Genomic DNA, 18883 nt, shown 5'->3' on the forward strand with positions numbered 1-18883 from the left:
TCGCTAGGGCATTCAAAATCTTTGAGGGTTTGATTTTCGAAAAGCACGCCACCGCAAGCTTCACTCACATATACGGGAACCTTGCCAACATTAATTTTTTTAAGAGCTGTTTTGGTTCTGGGACAATACATATTTCAACAACGTCCTTATTGCGTATAACACTAAGCTTTGGGGCGCTAGCACGTGGGCTATAATCCGAACGAAGTGAGTCAGCCCACGTGTTAGCGTCACAGCGACCGGAGGGAGTGCCAACAGCGTTAGGCGTAAGACGGAACGTACACAGCTTTGCTGCCACCACTAGCCAAATAGACCGCGTGTTTAAATTAGTTAATTTAAGATAAAACAACCCTGTGCGAAAAGCCAGATGTTAACGGTAATGCTGGAAAAAAGAGCGAGTTTAAACAATTGGAGATGCAGAATGCTGGCGTTGCTGAGTTGATGAAAAGCCCGTTGCTAAAGCCGTTTAAACTACCGAAAAAGTAAGCCGTAAATACAACCTAGCGAAACAGCCTTGATCCTGTAATGTCACCGCTGAGACTACTTTTTAATGCTGTAAGTAAATGACGCCTAACACCAAGCGCACAGGCGAAAAACCGCTTGCGGTTTGGCGTCCCTGTGGCGCGCCTTGTGTACGCCCAGCATGGGCATGAACTAATGAGGTGAAAGTCCTCTGTAGGAAGGTCACCATCCTTAGCGATTAATATTGCTATTAGATGATAACTACTAGCGAATGGCAAGGGCAAATCCGCGAGGATTTGTCTGGAGGAAGCCGCTAGCAAATCTGCGAGCTGATGAACAAGAACATCATATGAGGCGTAGGCTGGAGGCGAGTTGGCACAAGACAACGAAGCCATGTGACTTAACAGCCACCGTAAATGATGCAGCAGTGCAGAGAAAGTGCATGCCCTTATCTGGGGAGATCTGCTTAACCTGCGGTCGGTAACTCACCAGTGAGGCTCTGGTATATAAGTGCCTTGGCTTTTCAGCGTCATCGACTGGAAGGAGCGAATTAGATGAAAACCGATAGCGCCTACAGGGGTAACCTTGAAGGTGATTAAGCAGAAGTCAGCAGATGGCATAGTAGCCAAACGCCCATCGTAATGGTTGGGACACGGTGAAGGCCGGAACCCAAAGGTCAGTGAGGAGCCTGTGCAGCTCAACGTCTTCATGCCCGACCGGGCTTAGGAGCGTTGGCGCAAAAGCAGAAACCAGCATTGGGATAAGTTGGAGCTAATCTGCCAGCCTATTTTGAAAACTTTTGGGAAACGCCCTGTGCGGAGCCGCATGCAGGGTGTTGTGGGGGCTGGAGGTTAGAGACCTCCGGCTACCCGATTATGTTTTCTTTACCAATCCCGCCATTCCTTCCATTTTTTGAGGAGCTTTGGGTTAGCTTGTTGTAATTCTAGAACCTCATTATCTGGCCACCATTGAGCAACATTTAACTCAATCAATAGCGGAAGTTCATGTAATGCCTTAAAACTTTTGTCTGTGACTCTAGTATTTACAAGAGAAAGCTTTTCTAACTCTTTTAAAGAAGCAATAGGTTGCAAGCTATCTATCTTTTGAGTCTTCCAAGTACTGCCATTAAGCCCTAATACTTTTAAGTATTTAAGTTTTGATATTTCGGTAATGTCAGTAATTTTTTTAATGTTTTCGAACTCAAGCCACTTTAGTTGAGCTAACTGCTCAATACCTTTTAAGCTAGCCAAGCTCGTAGAACTCCCAAGATTAAAGTAAGACAGATTTGATAAGGCATTGAAGGTAATCTCGTTAATGCTTGAGTGTTTAATCCAAAGACCTTTTAAATTAGGCATTTTACAAATAGCATCAAAGATTTTTTGATTTACTTTTGGAGCAACCCAAAGCATTTCAACAGAATTTAATTGAGGAAGTATTTCCACCCAACTATCTTTAATTTTTTTCTCTTGATAGCTACTTAGCCCGTCATGAATTGAAGGTCCTGATAATAGAAGTTTATCAGAGTCGTAATCAGTGTCTAATTTAAAAACGGCGTCAGGCTTTTCCTTAACCCATTCATAACCAGAATAATCACTTTCTTTCCAATTGATCGACATTGCTGATTAACTCTCCTGAAAACATAACACTAAGCTAACGGGCAAATGCGTGGGGCGAAAATGGCGAAGCCGCCCCGCGTATTTGTCCCAGTGACCGCAGGGAACGAGTTTAGCGTTTTGTTAGGCATGTTGCACCACAGGCCAATAAATGGCGAGAACCGAAAAAACAACAAAAAGTACTGAACATGCATAACCCAATAAAGCCGCTTTTACAGCAGCACGATTGAACGTAAGGGAACGTTTGATACTGGGCTTTAATGAGAATACAAACAGAACAATCAACGCGCCAGTAATAACAAACCAATAATCGAAAGTGGGAAAAACCCAAGATAACCAAAATGGTAACTCTGTTTCGAAGTTCTCCTGAATTTCTTGAAACTGAGTTAGAACATAATTAAGCCCCAAAGATACGCCACCAACTGCTAACGCAGCAGTTATCAACAGAGTGCTTATTTGTTTATTTAAACCTTCCATGTTTTCTCCAAATGCCTAACACTAAGCTAAGGGGCAAAAGCACAATGCGAAAATGGCGGAGCTGCATTGTGTTTTTGTCCCAGCAGCCCGCGCAGCGGGATGCGACTTGAGCGTTTTGTTAGCCGACAACCCAATCAACTTTATCAAATCCAAGACGAATAGCTGTTAGGAATAGAATAAAATATACAAGTGAAAACGCCAGAGCTACGGCACCTGATATGTATCCTTTAGAGTTCGATTTTCGGATTTCTTTCCAAGCTAGACAACCTGAACAAACGACAAATGTTAGCGCTGAAAAACCGAGAACATAAACTACAAAAACAATAAAATTTGACTTCGGCTCTTCTCCTTCGGGACTATAGTTGAGTATTGCAGCAGCTATTAACATGGATACTGGAGCTACCAATCTTTTTATCGCTTTATCAATTGCTTCTATCATTTCTTCCATAAAATAACCTTGATGTTTAACAGTTGGCTAACGCCTTACTCACCGGAAAATTGGGAGCGCCAGCGAGTAATTTTTCCGTTGCAGTAACTTGTTAGCACTGCTCGGCTGCACTATGTGGGTTGAAATCAAAACGGTATTCCATTCTCGTATTCCATTACCACTGCTTCAGTAGGCGAAGCAGGAGCAGGAATAGGTTCTTCCACCGGCATCAATTCCCACACTTCATTCTGATGCAGCCAGATCGGATCGGCATTCTCGTCAATTAACTGATCTACTGGTATGCCATCCACAGTCGGTGGCAGCTTTATTTTGACTTGCTTTCCACTCATAAAGACCCACTGGTATTTCTTTTGTCGCTCGGCTGTCGCAGCTTTCTTTATGCGCCTTTGAGCCGGAGTTAGCTTTTTCTTAATCTTTGCCATGCCTGACCATTCTGGTGCTAACGCAAAGCACACAGCGACCAACGGGAGCGTTGCTGACTAGCTTTGTTAGCGAGCTGCGAATTAAATTTAACATTTTTTCATTTTGTAACCTGATGAATCATATAGTGCAAAATTACCATTAGCCTCATTAAACTGACCATCATATAGATCATCACCACAATAAGGGCAGAATGATATTTCTGCTAAAACCGTCCATATGTCTTCGCCAAATTCATTAAGATAATGATTTTCTTCTAAGTCTTCCTCTGTCGCTTCACGAATTAGATGCAAACGCCATGCAAGCACACTACTCGAACTTACTTGTGCTTTGTAAACAAATGCTCCTTTTGGAAGCTTATCGCATTTGTGTTCTATCACAATTCCAGACTCCACAAATGAACCAACAAAAGCTAACGCTGAGCTTTGGGGCGCTAGCACGTGGGCTAAAATCCGAGCGAAGCGAGCCAGCCCACGTGTTAGCGTCCCAGCGACCGAAGGGAGTGCCAACAGCGTTTTGTTAGGCGTACAACCAAATGTACGCAGCTCTGCTGCCACCACTAGCCAATTAGCCAGCTTGTTTAAATTATTGAATTTAAGATAAAACAACCCTGTGCGAAAAGCCAGATGTTAGTGGTAATGCTTGATAAAAGAGCGAGTTTAGAAAACTGGTGATGTTGAATGTTGGCGTTGCGATGTTGATGAAAAGGGCGTTGCTAAAGCCGATGAAACTACAGAAAAAGCAAGCCGTAAAGACAACCTAATGAAACAACCTTGATGCTGGAATGTCACTTCTGAACCAACATTTTAATACTGTAAGTAAATGACGCCTAACTTTTAAATAAGGGGCGCAGGCGTGTGGGGCATAATGGCGAAGCCGCCCCGCATGTATGCGTCCCAGCGAACGAAGTGAGTGACTTAATTTTTTTGTTAGGTTTTTGGCTTGGGGCCACAGATGTGACCTCGCCAATGGTTACAGTAGCACCAATATTAAAGCTAAAGCTCTAATTATTGCTGCTACATTGACAGTAACCTCGAATTTAGGAGTTTTTAAAGTAAACATAAAGTCTGCTCTTGAACTCCTAGGCCGACCTAGGAAGTTTAAACCTAGGTTTAACGTCACTGGCCGTGACGCCATAGCTTGGTTTTGCAGACCAAGCTATGGATTGCCGCCTCGGGTACGAACCGAGGAGGCAGGGCGTCGCACCACGTCTGCATTGATGGTGTTCTCGCATCCACGAGAGTCATGTACAAACGTGCGCCCCTCACTGCTATGGCTGGCACTGCCAACCATGCAATGTTCGAATGAAACCTAACACTAAGCTTTGGGGCGCTAACATGGGGCTATAATCGCGAAGCGGCCCCGTGTTAGCGTCCCAACGACCGGAGGGAGTGCCAACAGCGTTTTGTTAGGCGTACAACTGCAAGTACGCAGCTTTGCTGCCACCACTAGCCAATTAGGCCGGGCGTTTAAATTATTGAATTTAAGATAAAACAACCCTGTGCGAAATGCCAGATGTTAACGACATTGCTGGATAAAAGAGCGAGTTTAGAAAGCTGATGATGCAGAATGCTGGCGATGCTGAGTTGATGAAAAGCCCGTTGCTAAAGCCGTTGAAACAACTGAAAAAAGTAAGCCGTAAAGACAACCTAGCGAAACAACCTTGATGCTAGAATGTCACGGCTGAACCCACATTTTAATGCTGTAAGTAAATGACGCCTAACTTTAAGCTAAGGGGCGCTAGCATGTGGGCTAAAATCCGAACGAAGTGAGTCAGCCCACATGTTAGCGTCCCAGCGACCGAAGGGAGTGGCTTGAGCGTTTTGTTAGGCGTACAACTGAAAGTACGCAGCTCTGCTGCCACCACTAGCCAAATAGACCGCGTATTCAAATAATTGAATTTAAGATAAAACAACCCTGTGCGAAATGCCAGATGTTAACGGTAATGCTGGAAAAAAGAGCGAGTTTAAACAACTGGAGATGCAGAGTGGTGGCGTTGCTGAGCTGATGAAAAGCCCGTTGCTAAAGCCGTTTAAACTACCGAAAAAGTAAGCCGTAAATACAACCTAGCGAAACAGCCTTGATGCTGTAATGTCACTGCTGAGACTACTCTTTAATGCTGTAAGCAAATGACGCCTAACTTTAAGCTAAGGGGCGCTAGCATGTGGGCTAAAATCCGAACGAAGTGAGTCAGCCCACATGTTAGCGTCCCAGCGACCGAAGGGAGTGAACTTGAGCGCTTTGTTAGAAGCAGAGCCTGTCCCTTTGGCCTTATTAAAAACTAATGAAACCAGCATACGATTGATTATTAACACAAACAAGTAAAACGACAGCGCAGTGATGTTTTTGATTTGACTGAAACAATCCGCCATTTGAACTGCCAAACGCATTGGCGCTTACTAGCGGTAAATAAGAACTTGGCGGTAAAGCGCCTAATGCGCAACCTTTGAAGTTAATGCGGTGACATTAAAACTACCAAAAGCTAAAGCGATGCTGGTGAAAACAGGTGAGGGTAGTTGAACTGATTATTTAATTAAGCAAACGAAGTTTGGCTGACGCCTTCTAACTTTAAGCTAAGGGGCGCTAGCACGTGGGCTAAAATCCGAACGAAGTGAGTCAGCCCACGTGTTAGCGTCCCAGCGACCGAAGGGAGTGCCAACAGCGTTTTGTTAGGCGTACAACTGAAAGTACGCAGCTTTGCTGCCACCACTAGCCAAATAGACCGCGTGTTTAAATAATTGAATTTAAGATAAAACAACCCTGTGCGAAAAGCCAGATGTTAACGGTAATGCTGGAAAAAAGAGCGAGTTTAAACAACTGGAAATGCAGAGTGGTGGCGTTGCTGAGTTGATGAAAAGCCCGTTGCTAAAGCCGTTTAAACTACCGAAAAAGTAAGCCGTAAATACAACCTAGCGAAACAGCCTTGATGCTGTAATGTCACTGCTGAGACTACTTTTTAGTGCTGTAAGTAAATGACGCCTAACTTTTCAATAACGGGCGCAGACATGTGGGGCATAATGGCGCAGCCGCCCCGTGTGTATGCGTCCCAGCGAACGAAGTGAGTGCGTTAATTGACTTGTTATGTGCCATACCGAATAAATGCTTGTTTACTCTGCTAATAACGCTTGAATAATTGTTCTGAAATTTATTATATAAAACAATATGACAAGAAAAACAGAAGAAACCAAGAAAAACGATTTCGCATAACTAAATGACCAACCAAAGGCAACAGCTAAAAGACCACAAAGAGCGGCCAGGGCAATAACCGTATAAATTGGATATAGAAGAAGATATTGGGCTAGTAATTTACGCTTTGTTAGCACTTTTCGAGGGACCATATTTGTACAGTCTTTGACTGCAAGAGTGATTGGAAACTTCATGAAATTTCATTGAGGGTCGTTATCCTTTGGCACATAACGCCCAACTTTGGGGCACAAATACATGGGCTAAAATAACGAGCGAAGCGAGGGAGCCCATGTGTTTGTGTCCCAGCGAACGCAGTGAGCGCCAACAGTTGTTTGTTAGCAGCCAATGTAACTCAAACCTTGTCGATTTTTAAAATTCCGTTTTCCTGTTTAGGCAGGAAAACAATAGTCACACACTGTCCGTTTTTAATGAATGTGTCGCGATTCCGATTGGCAAAAAAGTATTTTTCAGTAGCGTAATCGTTATATTTGAATTTTACATCTGAAACAACGAACATTTCTTCCCTGCTATTACCCTGTACTATTTTATGTTCGGTTATACACCCTGATACGATTTGGGGCTGGTTAGTCAAAATAGCATTTTGGACGCGATGAATTCCCAAACCGTTGAAAAGTTCTGTGGCAAAAGCAATTATAAATATGCTAAACGCAATAACTACGATGTGTTTAGGCTTTAACTTGATTAGAGTTGAGAGCGACTGTAGCAGAGGCGTCAATTTAAAAATCGCAACAAGGACTGCGCCAGCGATTACTAAGCCAATTGAATTGAAACTAGCGCTGATGGACTCCACGTTACTTACGAAGTAGGTACTACTTGATGGTTCTAACATCGTATATAACTCAAACTCCTAACCTGGCTGCTAACTTTAAGCTAAGGGGCGCTAGCATGTGGGCTAAAATCCGAACGAAGTGAGTCAGCCCACATGTTAGCGTCCCAGCGACCGAAGGGAGTGGCTTGAGCGTTTTGTTAGGCGTACAACTGAAAGTACGCAGCTTTGCTGCCACCACTAGCCAAATAGACCGCGTATTTAAATTATTGAATTTAAGATAAAACAACCCTGTGCGAAAAGCCAGATGTTAACGACATTGCTGGATAAAAGAACGAGTTTAGAAAGCTGATGATGCAGAATGTTGGCGTTGCGATGTTGATGAAAAGGGCGTTGCTAAAGCCGATGGAACTACCGAAAAAGCAAGCCGTAAAGACAACCTAGCGAAACAACCTTGGCGCTGGAATGTCACGGCTGAACCCACATTTTTATGCTGTAAGTAAATGACGCCTAACACTTTACTAGACCCCAAACCGGTCTGTCTAAATACACCATCATGGGGTTTTTAATTTTATCAGTATTGTTAGATTACCCTCTAACTCCTCTTAATAAAACAATAAATTATAATGGTGTTTTTTGCTCATGAGTTAAAAGTACCAAAATGGTGTGTTAGGTGGGAGAGGTGTACTTCACGCACTGCAAGAAAAACTATGCTTGTAGTCAGTTATGTTTCTGAAAGGCTTTAGGTACGCTATTTTTATTTTTTTAGCATGTATTCGGTCTAATTTTTAACCATTTTATACAACCATATGATAATAAGGTGCTTGTACTGAATGAAATCCGCACAGGCAGAATAAAAATGAGGTCAACCTAGGGGCTAGGGTACTTTGGGGAACAAAAAAGCCGCTGCGTCATCAAACGCAGCGGCTTTTCATTTAGTTTTAAACTGCAGATTTAAGGCTTTTGCTTCAATAGCCTTGGGCTAAAGAACAGAAACCAATGCTTTTGCCAAGGTTTCAACGTTGTTTTTGTTAATACCAGCAATATTTACACGGCTTGAGTCTACAAAATAAACGCTGTGCTTTTCTCTTACTTCGCGCACTTGCTCAGGCGTGATACACAAAAACGAGAACATACCTTTTTGGTCGTTTACAAAGCTAAAGTCTTTTGGTGAGCCGTTGTCATGAAGGTTTTGCACTAGCATTGCACGCAACGTTTTCATGCGGTCGCGCATTTCGTTAACCTCAGAAACCCATTCATTGTTAAGAGCTTCGTCAGCTAAAATTAAGTCAACGAGTGCACCGCCGTAGCTTGGTGGCATTGAGTAAATAGCACGAGCAATAGACTGTATTTGTCCCTGCGCAATTTTGCGGGTTGCTGTGTCTTGGGTAACAATAGCGGCAAGGCCAACACGTTCGCGATACAGACCGAAGTTTTTAGAGCACGATGCAGCAACAATAACTTCAGGAAGATTTTCAACAAGAAGACGCATGCCGTAGGCATCTTCTTCTAACCCTTCACCAAAGCCCAAGTAAGCTACATCGATAAATGGTAAAAATTCACGTTCTTTAGCAACCGCTAATACTTCATCCCATTGTGCATTGGTTAAGTCTGCACCGGTTGGGTTGTGGCAGCAGCCGTGAAGTAACACTATATCGCCCTTGTTAACGTTGCGAAGGGTGTCCATCATGGCGTCAAAGCGAATACTGGCAGATGCTTTATCGAAATACGGGTAGGTTTCTATTTCTAAACCCGCAGAGCCAATAAGCGGAATATGGTTCGCCCATGTAGGGTCGCTTACCCACACTTTTGCTTTGTCGTTACAACGCACTAAAAGCTCAGAAAGAATGCGAAGGGCACCACAACCACCTGGAGCCTGAACGGCCGCAACGCGATCGGCCATTAGTACCGGGCTGTTTTTGCCAAGTAGTAGCGATAGCATGCCATCGATAAAACCTTGGTTACCCTGAGGAGTAATATAGGTTTTACTGGTTTCGCGCTCTAGTAAAAGTTGTTGTGCTTTTGCCACACTCGAAAGAATAGGGGTATTACCTTGCTCATCTTTATATACGCCAACGCCTAAGTCTATTTTACTCGGGTTGGTATCTTCTCTATAAGAAGCAGAAAGGCCAAGAATTGGATCTGGGGCTAGATAGGGTAATACTTCAAACACGATATGTCCTCACTCTGGTGTGCAAATGTTGGTCTGCAAATAATGGAAATCAAATGCTAGCAGGCACGCATTATGCCATTGCTGATACAAAAAACGACACCTATTCGTTGAAAATATTTCAATTCAATATCGAATTTTGTAAACCTCGAAAGATTTATTCTACAAACCCGTTAAATTTTGAAGGAAAATTCTCGAGTTTGCGTTGTTTCTCCCTTTTCAGTAAAGGTTCGTTCTTTAAAGCTAAGTTCGCCGCTGCTATCAACCAACAAAATAGTGGATGTTCGCGTACCGTAGCTGGGTATATTGATAAAGATAGAAGACAGCGCTTTTTCCCATTCGTAACCAATACCCGTACTGGGAAGGTGTTGGTCGTCTGCTTTGTCCTCATTGCGCAGTAGCCCAAACAGATCTTCGGTGTCTATAGTGTCATGCTGGGATACGTATTTATTCAAGTTTGCTACACCTTGGGTAACCTTTGGCCATGGGGTAATAATGTTTGCGTTTGAAAGGCCAAACACTCCTTGCTCTAATGGGTGTACGGAGTTATTCACGTTATTGTAAACCTGCAACGCGCTTGCGTTACCAAACACTAGGTTATAGCCGTTATAGTGGTGGCGAGTGTCTTTCAGCGTTTGTAAATACGGTTCTGTTGAAAGCTCGGTATATTGCTCGGTTAACTGCTCAGTAAATTGGGCTTTATCGTCTTTCAGCCAGTTGGTTACCAACTCACCCCGGGAAGTCACGTCTGTGCGCACTTCAGACGGGGCACGTACGTTGGTGATTGCCGCAATTTTTCCATTTCGTGTAACGCCCATCCATGTGCCGTTTGCTTCCAGATCTCTGCCCGCCAGTATAGAAGGAGCATCGTCCCAAAATGCAGCAGGAGCAGTTGGTCTTGCATAAAATTCATCTCTATTAGCCGCAATAATAAGTGGGTAGCGAGGATGCTTATGATGAGCGATAAATAAAATACACATGTTTACACCTTGTTCGATATGCCAGAAACGCCCGATTACAGATAATACTGCGCTGCAAATTGTTAGCGTAAGAGTGAGCCTTACTGCGCGTTTTACTGTTAATCGTAGATTTGCGTTTTGAATTTCTTTACCCTTAACACCTTGAGCAGTATGAGAATAATAAAAATGAATAGCAATAAAACTCTCAACACGAAAAACAATGAGGTAAAAAACGCCACTAGCTCTATTGCCAGCGTGAAAACTAGCATAAAAATCAGTGAGCTGTGGATAGACGACCATATAGCTCGGCAGTGGCCGCAATGGTTATCGTCATTAGCCGCTTTTGTGCTTACCAAGCGGGGCTGGCGGGTAGAAGGGGCCTTTATAAATCAGAAGAAAGCTATATTGTCTGTAGCACCTCACACGACCAATTGGGATTTTTTCATTGGTTTGCTCGTGGTGTTTTCGCTGCGTTTAAAATTGAATTTTTTCGGCAAACATACCATTTTTGTTCAGCCACTCGGGTATATCATAAAAAAGCTTGGCGGCATTCCCGTTAAACGAAGTAAGGCACACGGTGTGGTAACCAGTATTGTTGAAAAGATAAAACATGCTGATGAGTTAGTGTTGGCACTGGCACCTGAGGGAACGCGAAGCCCAATCTTTCCATGGAAAACGGGCTTTCTGCATATTGCGAAAGAGGCAGATATACCTATTCAACTTATTTCCCTTGATTACCGCACTAAAATAATCTGTTTCGGTCATGTGATCCAAACGGTCGAAAACATTGATGAACAAATGCAAACTATCTATACATTTTATGATAATGTTTGCCCAAAATACCCAGAAAAATGCATAACACGGCCTCAATAAACCATTTGAAAACCATCATGGCGTTATCTATGCGCATAGCATCGATTTGCCATCCAGTGGCTTCTGAGGTTGTTGCGTAACTTTACTACCGGAGCTTTACTCGTGACGAAACAGGGATTCACTACCCGACAAGTCCATGCCGATCGCATGCTTAACACGCCAGAACACGGCGGAGTCCATACTAGTACATCAAATTCTGTGCTGTTTGAGTTTAAAGATGCTCAAGGCATCATCGATGCTTTCCAAGGTAAACGTGCCGCGCATGTTTATTCTCGCTCTTCGTCACCGTCTGTGGCTGCGTTGCAAAACATGCTTAATCAGCTGGAAGGGGGAGTGGGTACACTTTGCTTTAGCACTGGAATGGCAGCTATTAGCAGCACTTTATTCGCGCTGCTTAAAGCGGGCGATCATCTTATTGTCAGTCAGTATCTTTTCGGTAATACGCGCAGCTTTTTCGAAACATTAAAAGATTTCGGTGTTCACGTAACTTACACCGATGTTACCGATATTGAACACGTTATGGATGCGTACCAACCGAATACAAAAGGGGTTTACTGTGAAACAGTGGCTAACCCAGTTACCCAAGTTTCCGATTTGCATGCGATAGGGCAGTTTTGTGAAGAGAAGCACATTCTTTTTATGGTCGATAATACAATGACACCGCCTCCGCTGTGCTACGCTAAAGACTATAAAGCGTCACTGGTATTTTGTTCGTTAACCAAATACATTGCTGGTCACGGAAATGTACTTGGCGGTGCTGTTACCGATACCGGCCATTTTAATTGGGAAAAATACAGCAACATCAAACCCGCTTACAAGGTAGCCGACACAGCGCAGTGGGGAATGACACAAATAAAGAAAAAGGGGTTGAGAGATTTAGGCGCTACACTAGCGCCAGAGTCGGCCACTGCCATTGCATTAGGTATGGAAACTCTTGGGCTTCGTCTTCAGCGCAGTCAGCAGAACGCATCAAAGTTAGCGACATTTCTCGATAATCACGACAGCGTTAATGAGGTGTTTTACCCTGGTCTTGCTGATCATCCACAACACTTTATGGCTCGAGAGCAGTTGAATAATGGCTATGGTGCCATCCTAAGCTTTAATTTAGTGGATAATATCGACCCGGTAGCGTTTTTAAACAAAATGGAGTTGGTCATTTGCGCCACGCATTTAGGTGATAATAGAACATTGGCGTTGCCAGTAGCCCCTACCATTTATTTTGAGAATACCGCTGAGGAAAGACAGCAGATGGGTGTATCAGACAACATGATTCGAATCTCTGTAGGCATTGAAGATACCGAGGACCTCATTGCCGATTTCGCATCAGCACTATCGTATTGTAAGTAATTTTGCGTAACTACAATAGTAAATCTGTTGCTCAACATTGCTAGTGCAGTTTAGCCTACTCTAGTTGTATGAAGGTGTTGTGCGCGCGATTTTTTCGCATTACCGTTGACACACAATTAAAAAAGGGGCGCAATGCGCCCCTTTTTTGACCTACTCAACATCTCATTAATTATTAAGCGTTTCGGTAATAACGCTATCTATAATGTGTAATGTTCCGTTTGACGCTTTAATATCAGTTGTGGTAACTATTGCACCTTCAACCATTAATGCTGTCTGTGGCAAGCTAACGTCAAACCACACATTATTTACCCCATCACCCGCATTATCACCTGCTTCGCTGTCATTAGCGAAGAAATAAAGTGGGCGACCTTGGAAAGCGGCTTGCATACTTCCATCGCTACGCTCTACTGTTGACAGACCAGGAGTTCCTGAAGCGTTTGAATCAGATACCAATAGAGGCATCCAAATATCAGCGCAAGCATCGTTACAATTACTGGTTGCACTGCCAAGATCGTTGTCGAAGGTATAAAGTGTAAAGCCAGCATTATCGCTACCCATACCGCCCACTAAACGTCCATTTGCAATATCATAAGCCACTTCGTCGCTTTGCGTATTTTCGCCTTGCGTGAAGTTGATGATGCTAATAGCAACATCCTCGCCAGATACTGTGTTAACTGACGTTCCATTTGCAGCAAATGCATCTACCGCGCCCACTTCTGCGTCAGGAATGACATGTTGAAGCAACACTTGTGATAGTGCATCGGTGTCTGCAAGTAAGCCACTTAGGGCTGTGTCTTCAATTTTGTCGAATGCAGTGTTGGTTGGAGCGAATACAGTAAATGTGGCTGTTTCGTCAGCCAGTGTGTCGACTAAGTCTGCGGCTGATAGTGCCGCAACAAGCGTTGAAAAATCTTCGTTGCCAGCTGCGATGTCTGCGATAGTTTGTGACGTAGCATCCGTTTCTTCAATTGGCAGTATTACTTGGTCTACAACATGGATTACGCCGTTGTCGGCCATAATATCGGTTTGAGATACCAGTGATGAATTAACGTAAAGGTCAGACCCTGATAGCGATAAGGCTACTTCGCTACCATTGACTGTTTCTACTTTATTCTCTGCCGATTGGGCGATTTGAAATGCACCATCTTGAAGTACTGTTGCACCCTGAACCACGTGGTAGGTGAGCACTTCTGTTAATGCATCCGCATCTTGCGCTAGCGCGGTGAGTGTGGCTTCATCAACAGCATCAAACGCTGCGTTTGATGGTGCAAAAACAGTAAACTCTGTCGAAGTATCAGCAAGAGTTGCGTCTAAACCAGTCGACTGGAGTAATTCAACTAGCGTTGAAAAGTTTTCGTTCCCTGCCGCAACGTCCACGATAGACATCGCAGGTGTGGGCAGTTCAACATCGCCTACAATAACCGTGTCTATGACATGTACAATACCATTGCTGGCTTGAATGTTTGTCACCACAACGTTGGCTCCGCCTACGGTCAGGGTATCTGTTTCTTCATTGATAGCAATTGGAATAGATGCGCCTGATGCAGTTTCAACGCTGGTGCCATTAAGTGAAAACGCGGTCACGCTATCAGCAGCTAACTCAGGTAGTACGTGTTGTAATAAAACAGCAGTCAATGCCTCTGTATCTTCTAGTAACGCAGATAGGGTTTCTTCGTCGATCATTGCGAACGCTGCATCTGTCGGCGCGAACACAGTGAATGTAGCGTCTGGGTCATCAAGCGTGCTGACCAGATCAGCCTCAGTAAGCGCCGCTACCAATGTAGAAAATTGCTCATCACCTGCCGCTACTTGTGCAATGGTGCTGTCGCTCGCGTCAACAAACTCTGGGGGCATCAAGACTGCGTCTATGACGTGAATGATACCATTGTCAGTGGCAATGTCTGTCATGGTCACAGTAGCAGTATTCACTAGCAGGTTGTCTCCAGACAATGAAAGTGCAATCGATGCTCCATTCACCGTCTCAACCAAACTGCCCGCTTGGCCAATTGCAGCCTCCTCATTAACTTCTGAAGAAAGCACGTGGTAAGTGAGGATGTCAGTAAGTGCGTCTGTGTCCGCAAGCAATGCATCGATTGTTTCTTGACCTAGCGCTTCAAACGCATCGTCAGTGGGGGCAAACACAGTAAAGCTGCCATTTTCATCGTCAAGAGTCGATACTAAATCAGCCGCTTCAAGGGCTGCAACTAGCGTCGTAAAGTTGCCGTCTGCCACAGCAACGTCAACTATCGTCGTTGCTTCAGGTGGCGGAGCAGGTTGTGGTGCTGGTGAGTCATCGTCATCATCTAGCCAACAACCAGAGAGTGTGAGCGGAACCGCTAAAAACGCTGCTTTAATTTTCAGATTCATTACTCATTTTCCTTTTATTAACAAACGTTACGAAGCTCTTACGATGGTTTTTTCGATAAAGTTCTACTAAAGTAGCATGATTAAAAGTTCTTAATATTAGAGAAGAAATCTGCTTGGAATTATTTGTTTGAAGCGACTTTGAGGGAAGCGTGCACAAGTTCAAAAAACTCTATCCCTTTAATACTTATGGTTATTTTGTGAGTTTTATTTCTTTGGTCGGAGTTCTGATGGTTTTAGGATTTTAAGGAAGACACGAATCTGACAGCCTTAATTTAGTACTGGAATGGCTTTCTGAGCGAAAAAATAAAGAAATGTTGAACTACTACTAATTCGTGGGGACTAACAAGTGTGTGTAAACAGAAAGTAAATTGTTCTTCTGTTTCAAAATGTGTGTTCCAAGTTGAGTGTGTTTCTTGCCCCGCCTGTGTAGCGGGGCTTTTTTATGCCTGATTGGCATCTGTTTATACGCTAAATTAAATGATGGTTAGTCATTAATTAATGCTTTTACATCTGCCACAAAGCTATCATCTGTCGGTTTTGTAGAGCTGGGATAATGCGTTATCTTGGTGCCCGTCTTATCAATGAGGTACTTGTTAAAGTTCCAAGATGGCGACTTACCTGTCGCTGCTTCTAGCATGCGATACATTGGGTCAGCATCGTCGCCACGCACAGACGTGGGTTCAAACATTGGAAATTTAACGCCATAAGTTAGCTCACAAAGCTCCGCCGTTTTGCCTTCGTCTTTTGCTTCTTGATTAAAGTCGTGAGATGGAAAGCCTAATACCACAAAGTCATCGTCTTTATACTCGCTGTATAGTGCTTCTAGTCCTTCAAATTGAGGCGTGAAACCGCAATAGCTTGCCGTATTAACAACAAGAACGGTTTTACCAGCATACTCATCACATAAATTAACGGTTTCTTGTGAGTTGAGTTTGCGTTTCATAAATTTTAAGACACTAGGACATTCGTTTGCCACAACTGGCTGGAAAAGCAAAGCTGCTATGGTGACCACACCTGCAGTAATTCCTTTCAATTTCATTGTTCGTACCCTCTGACATATCATGTGAACTCAATTTGTTGCTGAATTAACTAACAGCAACAGAAGATAGCGCGTTTGGTTTTTTATAAGGCGCTATATGTAAAGTTATACGGTTCTGCTTTGTAAAAAGAAACATTAATGAGTGTGTTTGTTATGCGTTTGTTTCACTAACGATAACGATGAGTGTTGACTACATGATTATAGCTTTGCGTATAATGCCTGTGGGTTTCACATAACAATGATGAAAAAAATGAAAAAATATAAAGCATTGCTCATCGCCGCCAGCGTAACGATTGCACTAGGTGGTTGTGTAAGCACTAACGATAAGAAAGACGCAAATACAGTTACACCATCAAATAATATTCAGTCGATGGTCACGCCACAAACGGCAGTGATGTCTGCAGCTGGTGAGGATGAAATTACCCTAGAAAGAATTATGTCCGACCCGCAGTGGATAGGTGCATTGCCAACTAACATGGGGTGGTCGGTTGATGGCGGCGCCATTGTTTTTGAGCGTGAAAAACAAAATAGTACACTCACCGATGTATTTGCTGTTGAAGCGAGCACCCTCAAAAACGAAGCAAAAGTTCCATTAGCCGACATGCATAAGTATCGTTTTGATGAAAAGGTAGTGAGGGATGATGGCGTTGTTGCTTACACGTTTAAAGATAGCGTGTACGTGCAATTTACCAATGGCAAAACGGTGCAGCTTACCCGCGGTGGAAGTGCACTCTCTACGCTCACGTTTATGACCGATGGGCGTTTAATGGCGCTAAGCGGAAACAAGTTTATTGCTATTGATCTTACCAATGGCGCAAGAGAAGAGTTAGTAAGCTGGGTGTTCGATGATAAGCCGGAGCCGGTAGAACCAGCAAAAGACTATATTGCGGAAGAACAGCAATCCCTCATTGAGTATATTAAGCTTCAAAGACAGATAAGTGAGGATCAAGAAAGCGCAAATGCGTTACTTGCTGCTGCCAATAGAGGGGTAGCACCTGCACCGTTTTATTTTGATAAATCACATCGCTTGGCAGGCATAAGCGTGTCACCTGCTGGAAATTTTGCCGTGGTGGCAACCACTGAGAGCAAGCCTACCCGTGATGATAGCGACATCATGCCCCATTATATTCAAGAAGACAGCCGTATTGCGGCTAAATCAGTAAGACAACGTGTGGCCGATGCCGAGCCTGTAAACCACGAACTGTGGCTTCTCAATTTAGCAACCGGTGAAAAACAAGCGTTAAATTATTTCGACCTACCCGGATATAACGACGACGTATTGGCCGATGTGAAAACTGAGAATGCAAAGGCAAATGGCGAAACCTATGAAGTAAATAGGTTGCCTCGCCCAATAACATTATTACAAAGCTGGTACTGGACCAAGCCATCTATACGCTGGCATAAAAACGGCAACGCAGTGGCTGTTATGTTAGAGGCGTGGGACAACAAAGACAGATGGATTGCCACCGTCGATTTAGACAGTAAAACCCTTGAAAACCAACACCGCCTGCATGATGACGCGTGGGTAAACTATCGCTTTAACTCTTTCGATTGGCTAAACAATAGTGAGACGTTGTACTTCCAATCAGAGCATACAGGTTACTCGCACTTATACTTACAAACACCTGGTGAAGCGCCCGTTGCGCTAACTAGCGGCAACTATATTGTTGATGACCTTACGTTAACCGCTGATGACCAATACATTTACTACAAAGCAAACAGCGAACACCCAGGTATTTATGAAATTTACCGTGTAAATACGCAAACAAAGGTCATTGAAACCCTAACCGATCTTAACGGCATCACCGACTATACCCTCAGTCCCGATGATTCCACGTTGCTTTTAAGCCACAGTAAGGTGAATCAGCCAGCTGAACTTTATGTAAAATCGTCAGCTAGCCAACAAAAGGCACAGCAAATCACGTCTAGCACCAGCGACGATTTCGCGTCGCTGCCGTGGGCTGTGCCACAAATTGTTGCCATTGAATCTTCACATACCGACGCGCCAATTTATGCGCGTGTTTACCAGCCTGAAGGGTACGACAGCACAAAGAAAAACAAAGCGGTTGTGTTTAATCATGGCGCAGGCTATTTACAAAATGCCCATATGGGGTGGTCGGGCTATTTCCGCGAGTACATGTTCCATAGCATGCTTGTGCAGCAAGGCTATGTAGTACTAGATATGGATTACCGTGCTTCTGCTGGGTATGGCAGAGATTGGCGAACGGCTATTTATCGTCAAATGGGCACACCAGAGGTGCAGGATTTACGCGATGGCATCAACTATTTAGTGGAAAATGCTAACGTAGACAGAGAGCGTATCGGTACCTATGGCGGGTCATACGGTGGGTTCTTAACCTTTATGTCTATGTTTACTGCGCCAGATTTATTTGCTGCTGGTGCCGCATTAAGACCGGTTACCGATTGGGCGCATTATAATACGCCGTATACATCTAACATCCTTAATACGCCTGATGTGGATCCCATTGCTTATGAGCGCAGCTCACCCATTTATTTTGCAGAAGGGTTAGAAAAACCGCTGCTGATAAATGCGCCTATGGTTGATGATAACGTCTTTTTCCACGATACCGTTCGTTTGGTTCAACGGTTAATTGAACTAGAAAAAGAAAACTTTGAGACGGCAATATACCCTGTAGAGCCACATGGCTTCGTTCAGCCAAGCTCATGGTTAGATGAATATCGCAGGATCTATAAGTTATTTGAAGAAAATCTGTAGT

General features: G+C 43.8%; 15 protein-coding genes. 3 read left to right on the top strand and 12 right to left on the bottom strand.

Annotation, left to right across the window (positions count from 1 at the left end; translation table 11 throughout):
• Positions 1-1343: 1343 nt before the first annotated feature.
• The 10 genes from ACOJR9_RS08890 to ACOJR9_RS08935 all read right to left on the bottom strand — a co-directional run bounded on the left by ACOJR9_RS08890 (position 1344) and on the right by ACOJR9_RS08935 (position 10540).
• Positions 1344-2075 (bottom strand): hypothetical protein, encoded by a 732-nt coding sequence (locus ACOJR9_RS08890; protein ID WP_420935914.1) that lies wholly within the window; start codon positions 2073-2075, stop codon positions 1344-1346.
• A gap of 120 nt (positions 2076-2195) precedes the next feature.
• Complete coding sequence (locus tag ACOJR9_RS08895) at positions 2196-2549, bottom strand: hypothetical protein (protein ID WP_420935915.1); 354 nt, start codon at positions 2547-2549, stop codon at positions 2196-2198.
• A 118-nt stretch (positions 2550-2667) separates the two neighbouring features.
• Positions 2668-2997 (bottom strand): hypothetical protein, encoded by a 330-nt coding sequence (locus ACOJR9_RS08900; RefSeq protein ID WP_420935916.1) that lies wholly within the window; start codon positions 2995-2997, stop codon positions 2668-2670.
• Between the two features lie 125 nt (positions 2998-3122).
• Entirely contained in the window at positions 3123-3326 is a 204-nt protein-coding gene (locus ACOJR9_RS08905; RefSeq protein ID WP_420935917.1) for a hypothetical protein, read from the bottom strand.
• Between the two features lie 180 nt (positions 3327-3506).
• Positions 3507-3797: a hypothetical protein gene (locus ACOJR9_RS08910; RefSeq protein ID WP_420935918.1), complete on the bottom strand. Its 291-nt coding sequence runs from the start codon at positions 3795-3797 to the stop codon at positions 3507-3509.
• A gap of 1767 nt (positions 3798-5564) precedes the next feature.
• Positions 5565-5807, bottom strand: a complete 243-nt coding sequence (locus ACOJR9_RS08915; RefSeq protein ID WP_420935919.1) for a hypothetical protein — start codon at positions 5805-5807, stop codon at positions 5565-5567.
• A 717-nt stretch (positions 5808-6524) separates the two neighbouring features.
• The gene (locus tag ACOJR9_RS08920; protein WP_420935920.1) at positions 6525-6797 is read right to left on the bottom strand and encodes a hypothetical protein; all 273 of its coding nucleotides are present in this window, start codon (positions 6795-6797) and stop codon (positions 6525-6527) included.
• Positions 6798-6955: 158 nt separating this feature from the next.
• Entirely contained in the window at positions 6956-7453 is a 498-nt protein-coding gene (locus ACOJR9_RS08925) for a hypothetical protein (protein ID WP_420934875.1), read from the bottom strand.
• A gap of 919 nt (positions 7454-8372) precedes the next feature.
• Positions 8373-9563, bottom strand: coding sequence for an aromatic amino acid transaminase (locus ACOJR9_RS08930; protein ID WP_420935921.1), 1191 nt, complete (start codon positions 9561-9563; stop codon positions 8373-8375).
• Between the two features lie 170 nt (positions 9564-9733).
• Positions 9734-10540, bottom strand: a complete 807-nt coding sequence (locus tag ACOJR9_RS08935) for an NRDE family protein (RefSeq protein ID WP_420935922.1) — start codon at positions 10538-10540, stop codon at positions 9734-9736.
• Positions 10541-10705: 165 nt separating this feature from the next.
• Here ACOJR9_RS08935 and ACOJR9_RS08940 point away from each other — a divergent pair, with 165 nt between their 5' ends.
• Positions 10706-11392, top strand: coding sequence for a 1-acyl-sn-glycerol-3-phosphate acyltransferase (locus ACOJR9_RS08940; RefSeq protein ID WP_420935923.1), 687 nt, complete (start codon positions 10706-10708; stop codon positions 11390-11392).
• Between the two features lie 102 nt (positions 11393-11494).
• Positions 11495-12739: a cystathionine gamma-synthase family protein gene (locus ACOJR9_RS08945; RefSeq protein WP_420935924.1), complete on the top strand. Its 1245-nt coding sequence runs from the start codon at positions 11495-11497 to the stop codon at positions 12737-12739.
• A 165-nt stretch (positions 12740-12904) separates the two neighbouring features.
• Here ACOJR9_RS08945 and ACOJR9_RS08950 read toward each other — a convergent pair whose 3' ends face one another.
• Both ACOJR9_RS08950 and ACOJR9_RS08955 read right to left on the bottom strand, forming a co-directional pair.
• Positions 12905-15106, bottom strand: a complete 2202-nt coding sequence (locus ACOJR9_RS08950) for a fasciclin domain-containing protein (protein WP_420935925.1) — start codon at positions 15104-15106, stop codon at positions 12905-12907.
• Positions 15107-15590: 484 nt separating this feature from the next.
• On the bottom strand, positions 15591-16145 hold the full coding sequence (locus ACOJR9_RS08955) for a glutathione peroxidase (RefSeq protein WP_420935926.1): 555 nt from the start codon (positions 16143-16145) through the stop codon (positions 15591-15593).
• Positions 16146-16395: 250 nt separating this feature from the next.
• Between ACOJR9_RS08955 and ACOJR9_RS08960 the strand changes: the two genes are divergently transcribed.
• Positions 16396-18882, top strand: a complete 2487-nt coding sequence (locus ACOJR9_RS08960; RefSeq protein ID WP_420935927.1) for a prolyl oligopeptidase family serine peptidase — start codon at positions 16396-16398, stop codon at positions 18880-18882.
• Position 18883: the final 1 nt, after the last annotated feature.

The organism is Alteromonas ulvae (genome assembly GCF_048987005.1).
Classification (GTDB): Bacteria; Pseudomonadota; Gammaproteobacteria; order Enterobacterales; family Alteromonadaceae; genus Alteromonas.